Source organism: Micromonospora sp. NPDC006766, from assembly GCF_040636055.1.
Lineage (GTDB): Bacteria > Actinomycetota > Actinomycetes > Mycobacteriales > Micromonosporaceae > Micromonospora.
In genome coordinates this window covers 65,961-78,309 of sequence record NZ_JBEYIX010000002.1, presented here as the reverse complement: position 1 = coordinate 78,309, position 12,349 = coordinate 65,961, and the positions used below count along the sequence as shown (strand labels likewise).

11 protein-coding genes are annotated in these 12,349 nt (G+C 71.0%); 3 read left to right on the top strand and 8 right to left on the bottom strand.

Annotation, left to right across the window (positions count from 1 at the left end; all coding sequences use genetic code 11):
• Positions 1-23: 23 nt before the first annotated feature.
• Together ABZ671_RS04080 and ABZ671_RS04075 are read right to left on the bottom strand one after the other, a co-directional pair.
• Positions 24-389 carry a hypothetical protein gene (locus ABZ671_RS04080; protein ID WP_357850874.1) on the bottom strand — a complete coding sequence of 122 codons (366 nt, stop codon included), beginning with the start codon at positions 387-389 and terminating at the stop codon, positions 24-26.
• Complete coding sequence (locus tag ABZ671_RS04075) at positions 386-799, bottom strand: YbaB/EbfC family nucleoid-associated protein (RefSeq protein ID WP_357850870.1); 414 nt, start codon at positions 797-799, stop codon at positions 386-388. Before ABZ671_RS04075 ends, ABZ671_RS04080 begins: the two co-directional genes overlap by 4 nt.
• Positions 800-878: 79 nt before the next feature.
• Here ABZ671_RS04075 and ABZ671_RS04070 point away from each other — a divergent pair, with 79 nt between their 5' ends.
• The gene (locus ABZ671_RS04070) at positions 879-2,111 is read left to right on the top strand and encodes an SUKH-3 domain-containing protein (RefSeq protein ID WP_357850867.1); all 1,233 of its coding nucleotides are present in this window, start codon (positions 879-881) and stop codon (positions 2,109-2,111) included.
• 24 nt (positions 2,112-2,135) lie between these two features.
• On the opposite strand, the gene ABZ671_RS04065 is transcribed toward ABZ671_RS04070, so the two are convergent.
• On the bottom strand, positions 2,136-3,575 hold the full coding sequence (locus ABZ671_RS04065) for an aldehyde dehydrogenase family protein (protein ID WP_357850863.1): 1,440 nt from the start codon (positions 3,573-3,575) through the stop codon (positions 2,136-2,138).
• Between the two features lie 141 nt (positions 3,576-3,716).
• Here ABZ671_RS04065 and ABZ671_RS04060 point away from each other — a divergent pair, with 141 nt between their 5' ends.
• Together ABZ671_RS04060 and gabT are read left to right on the top strand one after the other, a co-directional pair.
• Positions 3,717-5,153 carry a gamma-aminobutyraldehyde dehydrogenase gene (locus ABZ671_RS04060; RefSeq protein WP_357850860.1) on the top strand — a complete coding sequence of 479 codons (1,437 nt, stop codon included), beginning with the start codon at positions 3,717-3,719 and terminating at the stop codon, positions 5,151-5,153.
• A 6-nt stretch (positions 5,154-5,159) separates the two neighbouring features.
• Positions 5,160-6,431 carry a 4-aminobutyrate--2-oxoglutarate transaminase gene (gene gabT / locus ABZ671_RS04055; RefSeq protein WP_357850856.1) on the top strand — a complete coding sequence of 424 codons (1,272 nt, stop codon included), beginning with the start codon at positions 5,160-5,162 and terminating at the stop codon, positions 6,429-6,431.
• Between the two features lie 521 nt (positions 6,432-6,952).
• Here the strand turns inward: gabT and speB are convergent.
• From speB to ABZ671_RS04030, 5 genes are read right to left on the bottom strand one after another with little or no spacing between them, the layout of a single operon-like run.
• A complete protein-coding gene (gene speB, locus ABZ671_RS04050; protein ID WP_357850853.1) occupies positions 6,953-7,966 on the bottom strand; it encodes an agmatinase in 1,014 nt (337 codons plus the stop codon).
• Positions 7,963-9,165, bottom strand: a complete 1,203-nt coding sequence (locus tag ABZ671_RS04045) for a saccharopine dehydrogenase C-terminal domain-containing protein (RefSeq protein WP_357850850.1) — start codon at positions 9,163-9,165, stop codon at positions 7,963-7,965. Before ABZ671_RS04045 ends, speB begins: the two co-directional genes overlap by 4 nt.
• The gene (locus ABZ671_RS04040) at positions 9,165-10,586 is read right to left on the bottom strand and encodes an FAD-dependent oxidoreductase (protein WP_357850847.1); all 1,422 of its coding nucleotides are present in this window, start codon (positions 10,584-10,586) and stop codon (positions 9,165-9,167) included. Before ABZ671_RS04040 ends, ABZ671_RS04045 begins: the two co-directional genes overlap by 1 nt.
• Positions 10,583-11,425, bottom strand: coding sequence for an ABC transporter permease (locus tag ABZ671_RS04035; protein WP_357850844.1), 843 nt, complete (start codon positions 11,423-11,425; stop codon positions 10,583-10,585). Before ABZ671_RS04035 ends, ABZ671_RS04040 begins: the two co-directional genes overlap by 4 nt.
• Positions 11,422-12,333 (bottom strand): ABC transporter permease, encoded by a 912-nt coding sequence (locus ABZ671_RS04030; RefSeq protein ID WP_357850841.1) that lies wholly within the window; start codon positions 12,331-12,333, stop codon positions 11,422-11,424. The genes ABZ671_RS04035 and ABZ671_RS04030 overlap by 4 nt, the downstream gene beginning before the upstream one ends.
• Positions 12,334-12,349 lie beyond the last annotated feature (16 nt).

Sequence of the window (12,349 nt, the reverse complement as noted above, 5' to 3'; positions counted from 1 at the left end):
CTCACGCGCGAGTCCTCCGGAGGTCAGCGCCTGTGCCGGTGCGAGGTGTGGTGCTGGTGCGGAATGTCGCCTAGTTGGCGACCCCTGGACTCGTCGGTCTCGACGGTGGCGGCCACCGACCGGACCACGTCGGAACCCAGCCCTTCGAGGGACCGCCCCAGGAGCTCCCAGACCCGCAGCAGCGTCTCCTCGTAGCCTCGGTACTGCTTGTCGAAGGCGGTGCCGATGTCGTCCCGGCCCCACGGCCGCTGCGCGCTCGCCGCCGCGATCGCGCCGCCGGCCTCCCGCCGGGAAGCGCTGACCGCCTCCCCCGCCAACGTCAGGTCGACGCCGCCACGGTGCGCCCGGTCCGGGTCCAGCCAGATCTGCCCCTCGGCCACTGTGGTCACTCGCCGCGCGAGAAAGCGGCGTCCGCGCGGCCGAGCAGTGCGCCGAAGTCATTCGTACGCAGAAACTCCACCGACGGCGAGCCGGGCGGCAGATAGCCGGCGACAAGTTCCTGGGTCGCGGTCACCCCGGCGGCGGAGGCCCGCAGCACAGTCGTGGTGATCTTCCTGCTCAACGTCTTGGCGTCTCGATCATGGAAGACCGAGGGTGCGACCTCGACGCTGATCAGCTCGCCCCGGGCCCCGGCCACCACGGTCACCTGACCGTCGTCGGAGCGCTCGGTCACCCGCAACTCGGCGAGCTTGCCCTGGAGTTCGTCCAATCCGGACCGGAGTCGCTGGTACTGGCCGTACACCTCGTCGAAGCGCGCGCGCAGCGCACGGTTCGCGTCCCGATCCGCGCTGTCGACCACCGTCGCCCTCCCCGTAACCGTCGGTAGGGCCGACCATACCGGGCGCCACGGAATCCGTGGGGTCCGGTAGTTTCGGACTGTGATCGAGCGACAGCAGGCCGAGCAACTCGCCGCCGTCTGGGCCCGCCGGGACTCCGACCGCCTGGGGCACCCGTGTACGCCGCTGATCGAGGAATTCGACCTGGGCTACCTGATCACGTCCACGGTCGCGCCCGAGGCCCGCGTCCTGCCCGGCGATTTGCCGACCACCGTTGTCGACAAGGAGACCGGCGAGGTGTCGACCTGGCCACGGCTGCCGCTCGCTGCCGTTGCGCAGATGTTCCGGCAGCGCCGGCCGCCGGAGCCGCGCGCGCCGCGCACCGTCGACGCCGCAGGCCAGTTGCTTCGCGAGATCACCCGACTGCCCACACCAGGGGCCGCAGCACATCTCACCCTCGACGGCCGCGTTCATGTCGCCCTCGGGGTGAAGGGTGACGTCGAGCTGAACCATCATCCACTGGTCCGGTCCTATTTGGATGGGCTGCCCTCCGGCCACCTCGTTCGGGGTGGTGAGCGGCACGCCGAAATGGTTGTCGTCTCCGACGTGCTACACGAGCGAGACCACCGGCGAGCGGCCGACGGTCTTCCCCCGCTGACGTTCGAAGAGGCGAGACAAATCTTGGGCGACAGTCGGATCGAGTCTTTCCGGATCCGGGAACCCGGCGATCCGGCGGGCGGGCCGGCGGAGCTGCCCTGCGACTCCTGCATCAACTTCCTGGTGCGCCTCAACGCACTTCCATGGTCCGACCAGGCATACGCGCAGGAGTGGCGATCTCGCCCCCAGGTCGACCCAGAGCCGGGGCGGTTTGCGACCGAGGTCGCGAATGCATTGGTGGAAGCCGGCTGGCGCCCTCACTTCGGTGACGAGGTGCTGGCCGCAGCGTCTGTTCGAGACGTCACCGCAGTCACCGGCCGGCGGCACGTCCATGCCGTCTTTCCCGCAGTCATGTCGACCCTCACCTCCTTTCCAGGGTTGGAGAGCCGCCGGCAGGGCCCTGGCGAGGAGGTATGGATTTCTCGCGTAGACATTCACCCCTGGGACATGGCCCACAGCGCCGACACGCTCGCTGACTTCGGCGCGGTGCTCGGCGTAGGGCTGTTTCCGCTCGGCACCGAGCGCGGTGACAGCATCATCGCCGTGGACGAGCACGGGCGGATCTTCGCACTCGATCAGGCCGGAGAATGGTTCCTCGGCCCGGACATCGACGCCGCCCTGACCACCCTCCTGCTCGGCCGCGCCCCCGCCCGGGTACGCGACGACGGCAGCTGGTGATGGTCGGCCGCCGGCACCCGATGGTCAGAGCGCCAGCCCGGTGAGCACCAGGACACGCGGCTCGGTGTAGTCCTCCATCGCGCTGCGCAGCCCTTCCCGCCCGACGCCGGAGCCCTTCACCCCGCCGTACGGCATCTGGTCGGCCCGGTACGACGGCACGTCTCCGACGATCACCCCGCCGACCTCCAGCGTGCGGGACGCGAGGAACGCGGTCTGCAGGTTGTGCGTGAAGATGCCGGCCTGCAACCCGTACGCCGAGTCGTTGACCGCGGCGAACGCGGCCTGGTCGTTCGCGATCGGGCTGACCACCAGCACCGGCCCGAAGACCTCTTCCCGGCAGACCTTCGTGGATGATGGCACGCCGGACAGCACCGTCGGCGGATAGGTGGCGCCCTCCCGCCGGCCGCCGACCTCGATGGTGGCCCCGGCGGCGACCGCCTCGTCGACCCACGCCTCGACGCGCTCGGCCGCTTCGACGGAGACCAGCGGTCCGACGTCGGTCAGCTCGGAGGCCGGATCCCCGGTCCGCAGCTCCTGCACCGCCGCGACGAGCCGGGGCAGGAAGCCGTCGTAGAGCCATTCGTGCACGTAGACCCGCTGCACGGCAATGCACGACTGCCCGGCCTGGTAGTTGGAGAAGGTGGCGATCCGGTGCGCCGCGAAGGTCAGGTCCTCGTCGGACGACCAGTCCTCGCAGATCACCGCCGCCGCGTTGCCGCCCAGTTCGAGGGTGACGTGCTTGTCCGGGACGGCCCGACGGATGGCCGCGCCGACCGGCCCGGAGCCGGTGAACGACACCACCGGCAGCCGGGGGTCGGCGACCAGCTCGGCGGCGCGCTCATTGGGCAGCGGCAGCACCGAGAACATCCCCTCGGGCAGCTCGGTCTCGGCGAGGATCTCGCCGAGCAGCAGCGCCGACAGCGGGGTGGCCGGGGCCGGCTTGACGACGATCGGCGCGCCGACGGCGATGGCCGGGGCGACCTTGTGCGCGACCAGGTTAAGCGGGAAGTTGAACGGCGCGATGCCGAGGACGGGGCCGCGAGGTACCCGCCGGACCAGCGCGATCCGTCCGGTGGCCGCCGGGTCGGTGTCCAGCCGCTGCAGCTCGCCCGAGAAGCGCCGGGCCTCCTCGGCCGCCCACCGGAAGGTGGAGACCGCCCGGCCCACCTCGGCCTTGGCCCACTTGACCGGCTTGCCGTTCTCGGCGGTGATCAGGGCCGCGACCTCGTCGGCGCGCTCGGCGAGTCGCCGGGAGACGTGGTCCAGGGCCGCCGCCCGCACATGCGCGGGCAGGGCCGCGGCCGCCGGGGCCACGCCGGTGGCTGCCGCGACGGCGGCTTCGACCTGGTCGGCCGTGGCGAGGGTGGTACGCCCCACCGTCCGGCCGTCGTACGGGTGGGTGACGGTCAGCTCGCCCGCGCCGTGGGCGGGGCGGCCGGCGACAAAGAAGGCTCTCGGCTCCACGACCCGCAGCGTAGACGACGCAAGCCCGCGCGGAAACAGTTGCCTCAACCCTTGTCTGTTACGGATTCAGTGGCCAAGATGGCAGTCAGATTGCGATAACCTCCGCAAACCTTCCCCCCGGCCACCCTCGGAGACATTCTGATGAGTGATCAGCAGCAGCTGCGCAACTTCGTCAACGGCGAGTACGTCAACCCGGTGGACGGCGGCTACGCCGACCTGATCGACCCGTGCACGGGCGAGGTCTTCGCCCAGGCGCCGGTCTCCGGAGCCGCGGACGTGGACGCGGCGATGAAGGCCGCCGCCACGGCGTTCGAGACGTGGCGGGACACCACCCCGGCCGAGCGGCAGAAGGCCCTGCTCAAGCTCGCCGACGCGGTGGAGGCCCGCGCCGCCGACCTGGTCGACGCCGAGGTGCGCAACACCGGCAAGCCCCGCCAGCTCACCGCCGACGAGGAACTGCCGCCGGCCGTCGACGAGTTCCGCTTCTTCGCCGGCGCCGCCCGCCTGCTCGAGGGCCGCTCGGCCGGCGAGTACCTGGCCGGGCACACCTCGTACGTGCGGCGCGAGCCGGTCGGCGTCTGCGCCCAGGTCACCCCGTGGAACTATCCGCTGATGATGGCGGTCTGGAAGATCGCCCCGGCGCTGGCGGCCGGCAACACGGTGGTGCTCAAGCCGTCGGACACCACGCCGGTGTCGACGCTGCTGCTGGCCGAGATCGCGTCCGAGTTCTTCCCGCCGGGCGTGTTCAACGTCGTCTGCGGCGACCGGGACACCGGTCGCGCCCTCGTCTCCCACCCCACCCCGCAGCTGGTGTCGATCACCGGCTCGACCCGGGCCGGCATGGAGGTCGCGGCGGCGGCGGCCCCGGACCTGAAGCGGACCCACCTGGAGCTGGGCGGCAAGGCCCCGGTGGTGCTCTTCGACGACGCGGACATCGCGGCAGCGGCCGAGGCGGTCGCGGTGGGCGGCTACTTCAACGCCGGCCAGGACTGCACCGCCGCCACCCGGGTGCTCGCCGGCCCCGGTGTCTACGACGACTTCGTCGCCGCCCTCACCGAGCAGGCCCGCAACACCAAGACCGGCGCGCCGGACGACGAGGACGTGCTCTACGGCCCGCTGAACAACGCCAACCAGCTCGCCCGGGTACGCGGTTTCGTGGACCGGCTGCCGGACCACGCCACCGTCGAGACCGGGGGATCCCAGCAGGGCACGCGGGGCTACTTCTACTCCCCCACCGTGGTCAGCGGGGTGCGCCAGCAGGACGAGGTCATCCAGCAGGAGGTGTTCGGGCCGGTCATCACCGTCCAGCGGTTCTCCGACGAGGACGAGGCGGTGCGCTGGGCCAACGGCGTGGACTACGGCCTGTCCGCCTCGGTCTGGACCAGGGACCACGGCCGGGCGATGCGGATGACCCGTCGGCTCGACTTCGGCTGCGTCTGGGTGAACACCCACATCCCGTTCATCTCGGAGATGCCGCACGGCGGCTTCAAGCACTCGGGGCACGGCAAGGACCTCTCGGTCTACAGCCTCGAGGACTACACCCGGATCAAGCACGTCATGCACAACATCGAGGGCTGAGCACTCATGACATCTTCCGAGGAACTGCACAAGCGCCGGGGCGCGGCGGTCGCCCGCGGCGTGGGCAGCGTCATCCCGGCGTACGTGGACCACGCGGGCGGCGGCACCATCACCGACGTCGACGGGCGGGAGTGGATCGACTTCGCCGCCGGCATCGCGGTCACCAACGTGGGCAACTCCGCCCCTCGCGTGGTGGCGGCGGTGCAGGCGCAGGTCGAACGCTTCACCCACACCTGCTTCATGGTCGCCCCGTACGAGTCGTACGTGGCGGTCTGTGAGCAGCTCAACGCGCTGACCCCGGGCAGCTTCGAGAAGCGCACGGCGCTGTTCAACTCGGGCGCCGAGGCGGTGGAGAACGCCGTCAAGATCGCGCGACACGCCACCGGGCGACCCGCGGTGGTGGTGTTCGACCACGCCTACCACGGTCGGACCAACCTGACCATGGCGCTGACCGCGAAGAACATGCCGTACAAGCACCGGTTCGGGCCGTTCGCCGGGGAGATCTACCGGGTGCCGATGTCGTACCCGCTGCGCGACGGCGGGCTGGACGGGGCGACCGCCGCCGCCCGGGCGATCGAGATGGTGGAGAAGCAGGTCGGTGCGGAGAACGTGGCCGCGCTGCTGATCGAGCCGATCCAGGGCGAGGGCGGGTTCGTCGTACCCGCCGAGGGGTTCCTGCCGGCGTTGCGGGAGTGGGCGACGGCGGCCGGGGTGGTCTTCATCGCCGACGAGATCCAGACCGGCTTCTGCCGGACCGGGGACTGGTTCGCCAGCCAGCACGAGGGCGTCGAGCCGGACCTGATCACCCTGGCCAAGGGCATCGCCGGTGGGCTTCCGCTGGCTGCGGTGACCGGGCGGGCGGAGCTGATGGACGCGGTGCACGTGGGCGGCCTCGGCGGCACGTACGGCGGCAACCCGATCGCCTGCGCCGCCGCCCTCGCGTCGATCGAGACCATGCACGAGCTGGACCTGGCCGCCGCAGCCCGACGGATCGGCGCGACTATGGGCGACCGGCTGCGCGCGCTCGCCGCCCGCGACCCGCGGATCGCCGAGGTACGCGGTCGCGGCGCGATGCTCGCCGTGGAGATCGTGCAGCCCGGCACGCTGACCCCGGACCCGGCCGCCACGGCGGCGATCTCGGCGGCCTGCCACGCCGCCGGCCTCCTCACCCTGACCTGCGGCACCTACGGCAACGTGCTGCGCTTCCTCCCCCCACTAGTCATCTCCGACGAGCACCTGGCCCGTGGCCTAGACATCCTGGAGGCGGCCTTCACCTAACTCGGAAGTAGACCTACTTCCTCCCGATTAGGGCCGCTTCGCGTAGCGGGGTGGCCGGGACTAACCCCGCTTTGCGGGCCATTACCCGCCGTCGCCAAGTCGATCATGGAGTTTTGGCGCCTCGGATGCCCGGAGTCCGGCATTTGTCTGGTACCACAACTCCATGATCGCGGGGATCAGGGGTGGAGGAGCCGGGCGATAGTGGAGAGGATGTGTCGGGGGCGGCGCATACGCCAGCGTTGGTAGCGAGCCAGCACCCCGCAGGCACGATGACGTGCACCTCGCCCGGGAACCGCGCCGAAGCCGTGCAACTGGGCTCCGGTGCGGGATCCGACGACCGCAGCAGCAGCCCCGCCCCAAGCCGATGCCGACGCCCCCGACTCACCCCACTCCCACCCTCCCCCCCGGCCACCCGCGTCGATCATGGAGTTGCGGCAACGCACAAATGCCATAAAGAGAACATCCTAGGCGTCACAAGTCCATGATCGACGCGGGTGGGGTGGGGTGGGTGGGGAAGGGGGTTAGCGGGAGTCTAGGAGGGGTTGGTGGGGGTTCCAGGGTGGGCTGCCGGCCGCGTCGTGGCGGCGGCGGGCGATGGCGGAGAGGGCCTCCAGGACTACGCGGTTGCCTAGGTAGGCGGTGATGTCGGCGTGGTCGTAGGGCGGGGCTACCTCGACCACGTCGACCCCGACGACGGGCAGTTCGTAGCAGACCCGGCGGACGGCGTCGAGGAGCTGCCGGGAGGTGAAACCGCCGGGCTCGGGGGTGCCGGTGCCGGGGGCCATGCCGGGGTCGACCACGTCGACGTCGACGGAGAGGAAGACGCCCTCGCACTCGTCCACCGCGATCTCGAACGCTTCGGAGAGACACGAATCCAGGCCGCGAGCCACGATCTCGGTCATCTCGTACGAGCGCATCCGCTGCTCGGCCATCCACGCCAACGTCGAAGGGCCGGGCCAGTAGCCTCGCAGGCCGATCTGGAGGAAACGGTCGCCGCGTACCGCGCCGGACTCGATGAGCCGGCGCATCGGCTGGCCGTGGCCGTGCAGCGAACCGAACTCGATGTCCCCGGTGTCGGCGTGCGCGTCAAAGTGCACCAACGACACCTGGCCGAGCCCGTGGTGCCGGGCCACCCCGGTGGCGTCGGGCAGGGCGATGGAGTGGTCGCCGCCGAGCACGATCGGGATCGCCCCGGCGCGGGCGACCGCAAAAACCGCGGTCTCCAGGGCGGCCAGCGACCGCTCGATGTCACCGGAGAACATTTCGACGTCACCGGCGTCGTACACCCGCAGGTCCTTCAGGCCGTCGACGCGCAGGGCCAGGGACGGGCGGGAGCCGTCGTGCGGCAGGTAGCAGGCCTGGCGGATGGCGGACGGGCCGAACCGGGTGCCCGGCCGGTGCGAGGTGCCACCGTCGAACGGCGCCCCGACGATCACCACGTCCGCGTCGGCGAAGGACGACGGCTCGTCCAGCGAACAGCGGTCCACCCCGAGGAAGGTCACGTCGGGGCCGAACATCGGGCCGTAGCGGGTCACCGCTCCTCCATTCCCCACGGCGAGCCGTAGCCGGTCAGCAGGTCGAGGAAGGGCCTCGGGGGCAGCGCCTCCGGGCCGATCACGCCGGTGCCGGACCAGGCGCCGGTGGCCAGCAGTTCCAGCGCGACGACAGGGTTGACCGCGGTCTGCCAGACCACCGCCTGGTGGCCGTACTCCCGCATCGACCACTCGTTGTCGACCACGTGATAGAGGTAAACCTTGCGCGGCCGGCCGTCGACGCCGGTGCCGGTCACGTACGTGCCGGCGCAGGTCTTGCCGCGCATCCGGTCGCCGAGGGTGGCCGGGTCGGGCAGGCAGGCGGCCACCACGTCGCGCGGCGCAACGGAGACGCCGCCCACCCGCACCGGCGAGGTCCGATCCAGGCCCAGCTTGTGCAGGGTCTTGAGCACCTCGATGAACTCGTCGCCGAGGCCGTATTTGAAGGTGACCCGCTTCGCCTTGACCCAGCGCGGGATGAGCAGCACCTCCTCGTGCTCCACGTTGACGCACTCGACCGGGCCGATCCCCTCGGGGAACTCGAACACCTCCGGCTCGGAGAACGGCGGGGTGGTGTACCAGCCCCGGTCGGCCGCCCAGATCACCGGCGGGTTCAGGCACTCCTCGATGGTGGTCCAGATGGAGAACGACGGAGCGAAGTCGTAGCCGTCGACGGTCAGGTTGGCGCCGTCGCGTACCCCGATCTCGTCGATGTCGGTGAACAGTTCGTCGGCGGCGTAGCGGGCGAAGATGTCGGACAGGCCGGGCTCGACGCCGATGCCGCAGAGCGCGAGGCGGCCGGCCTCCGCCCAGGCGGCGGCAGCGGCGAACTGGTCGTCGCCGAGCTTCACGCCGGTCTCGGCGTAGGGGGCGGTCGGGTGCGGGTGGGACAGTGACATCGCCATGTCCAGGTAGTCGGCCCCGGCGGCGAAGGCGCCGTCGAAGATCGACATGACGAAGCGCGGGTCGACCGCGTTGAGCACGTGGGTGATCCGGTGCTCCCGGCAGAGCGCGGCGATCGCGTCGGCCGAGGAGGCGTCGACGTGGGCGGCGACGAAGCGGGAGTCGTGGTCGGCGATCGCCCGCGACGCGCGGCCGAGGTCGTAGTCGGCGACCACCATGGTCTCGAAGAAGGAACGGCGGGCGGCGATGGCGACGGCGGCGGAACCGACGCCACCGGCGCCGACGAGCAGGATACGCATCAGGAATCAAACCCCAAACCAAGACGATCGAGAGTACGCAGCCACAGGTTGCGCCGGCCTTCGCGCGCGTCGGCGCGGGCCAGCGACCAGCGGGTGAGATTGATGCCGGTGGCCCGCAACGGCTCCGGCGGGAACGGCAGCGGCTTGCTGCGGACCAGGTCGAGCCGGGTCAGCGGGGTCGGCTCGCCGCTGAGCAGGTCGAGCATCACCCGAGCACCGAACCGGGTGGCCCCGACGCCGAGCCCGGTGAACCCGGCCGCGTACGCCAGCCGACCCTCGTAGGCGGTGCCGAAGAACGGGCAGAACCGGGTGCAGGTGTCGATGACGCCACCCCAGCGGTGGCTGAAGCGGACGTCCGCCAACTGCGGGAACGTGGTGTGGAAGTGCTGGGCCAGGGCGGTGAAGGTGGCCTCCCGCTGCGCCAGCTCGGGAGCCATCCGGTTGCCGTAGTGGTAGACGGCGTCGTAGCCGCCGAAGAGGATCCGGCCGTCGGCGGTGATCCGGTAGTAGTGGAACTGGTTGCCCACATCGGCCAGCCCCTGCCGGTTCGCCCAGCCGATCGCCGTGCGCTGCGCGTCCGACAGCGGCTCGGTCATCAGCGCGTAGTCGTAGACGGGCACCAGCCAGGCGCGCAGCCGGCGCAGCAGCGGCGGGAACGCGTTGGTGGCGAGCACCACCTGCCGGGCCCGGACCGTGCCGGGCGCCCCGCCCGGGCCGCCGGCCGTCGTCGCCCGCAGCGCCGCGCCGTCGCGCCCCAGGCCGGTGACCCGGGTGTGCTCGTGCAGGCGTACCCCCAGGTCGAGGGCGGCGCGGCGCAGCCCCCAGGCGAGTTTCGCCGGGTCGAGCATGGCCACCCGGTCTCGGTCCCACATCCCGCCGAGGTACGTCGGCGAATCCACCTCGGCGCGTACCTCGTCCCGGTCGAGCAGGCGCACGTCGTGGCCGTACCGGCCGGCCAGCTCGGCGTCCTCGGCGAGGCCGGCGAGCTGGTACGGCTCGACGGCCACCGCCAGCTCGCCGGTCCGCTCGAAGTCGCAGTCGATGCCGTGCCGGTCGATCGTGTCGGCGATGGCGTCCAGGTTCTCCTGGCCGAGCCGTTCCAGCTCGTCGACCTCGCCGGGGAACCGGTCGACGCCGTTGGCCAGGCCGTGGGTGAGCGAGGCGGCGCAGAACCCACCGTTGCGCCCCGACGCCGCCCAGCCGCAGGTGCCCGCCTCGACCAGCAGCACGTCCCGGTCCGGGTCGGCCTCCTTGGCGAGCAGGGCGGTCCACAACCCGGAGTATCCGCCGCCGACCACCAGCAGGTCGGCGTCGTGCGTACCGGTCAGCGGCGGCAGCGGGTCGGGGCGTTCCGGTCGGTCCAGCCAGTACGGGACGGGCGCGGCGTCGGCCAACGCCCGGCCGGTATGCGGAAGCTTCATGATCCGCTCTTCGCTGTCTGTTTGGCCGGCACGGTGGCCGCGAGGGCGGCGCGTCGGGCCCGCCGGCCCTGCAGCGAGCTGGCCCCCACCAGCAGCAACGCGATCACGAACATCGCCGTGCCGATGACGTTGACCTGCGGCGGGATGCCCCGCTGGGCGGCACCCCAGACGTACATCGGGAAGGTGACGGTGGTGCCGGCGTTGAAGTTCGTGATGATGAAGTCGTCGAAGCTGAGCGAGAAGGAGAGCAGCGCGGCGGCCACGATGCCGGGCAGCACCAGGGGCAGGGTGATCCGCCGGAAGGTCTGCCACTCGCTGGCGTACAAGTCCATGGCGGCCTCCTCCAGCCGCCGGTCCATGCCGGCGAGCCGGGCCTTCACGGTGACCACCACGAACGACACGCAGAACATCACGTGCGCGATGACGATGGTCCAGAAGCCCTGGGGCACCCCGGCGGCCACGAAGAGGGCGAGCAGCGAGGTGCCCATCACCAGCTCCGGCGTGGCCATCGGCAGGAAGATCAGGCCGTTGATCCCGGCCCGCCCTTTGAAGCCGTGTCGGACCAGGGCGAACGACATCAGCGTGCCGAGGACGGTGGCGATCACCGTGGCGATCAGGCCGATCAGCATGCTCCGGCCCACCGCGTCGCACATGTCGGAGGTGGCGCAGGGCTGCGTCCAGTTGTCCAGGGTGAACTCGTTGAAGTCGTAGGACATCCGGTTCGCCGGCCGGTTGAAGGAGAGACCGGCGACCACCATGATCGGCAGCGACAGGTAGCCGAGGACCAGCAGGGCGGCGCCCATCACCCACCGGTCGGCCAACCAACGGGACAGTTTCACAGCACCTCCTCCGTGCCGGCCTTACGCAGATAGACGAAGACGATCGCGAGGATCGCCGCCATCAGCAGGAACGACAGGGCCGCGCCCTGCGGGTAGTCCAACCGGACCAGGAACGCCGAGTCGATGACGTTGCCGATCATGTATTCGTTCGGGGTGCCGAGCAGCTGGGCGTTGATGTAGTCACCGGTGGCTGGGATGAAGAAGAGCAGCGTGCCGGCGATCAGCCCGGGCATGGACAGCGGCAGGGTGACCTTCTGGAACGCCCGCAGCGGGCTCGCGTACAGGTCGCTCGCCGCCTCCAGCAGCCGGGGGTCGAGCCGCTCCAGGTTCGCGTACAGCGGCAGCACCAGGAAGGGCAGGAAGTTGTACGTCAGGCCGAGCACCACCGCGGTCGGGGTGGCCAGGAGCCGGCCGTCCGGCCCGAGCAGGTGCACGTCGCGCAGCAGCTCGACCACCCAACCGTTGTCCGACAGGATCGTCTTCCAGGCCAGCGTGCGGACCAGGAAGCTGGTGAACATCGGCGCGACCACCGCGACCAGCATCAGGTTCTTCCAGCGGCCGGCCTTCTGCGCGATCGCGTACGCCAGCGGGTAGCCCATCAGCAGGGCCAGCGCCAGCGCGATCGCCGAGTAGACGAACGACCGGACGAACTGCGGCCAGTACGCCTGCAACGCCTCCGGATAGTTGCCGAAGGCCCAGGTCATCGCGTAACCGGTGGACAGCGATCCGTCCGGGTCGTACAGGCTGGCCGCGGCGAGCTGGAGCAGCGGCAGGGCGAAGAAGATCGCCAGCCAGGCCGCGCCGGGCAGCAGCAGCAGGTACGGCAGCAGCCGGGACCGCCCGCGCCGGGACGTCGGTGGTGCTGCCGGCTGCCCCGACCCGGTCGGTACATGCGCCAGTGTGGTCATGGCGCCACCTCGCTTC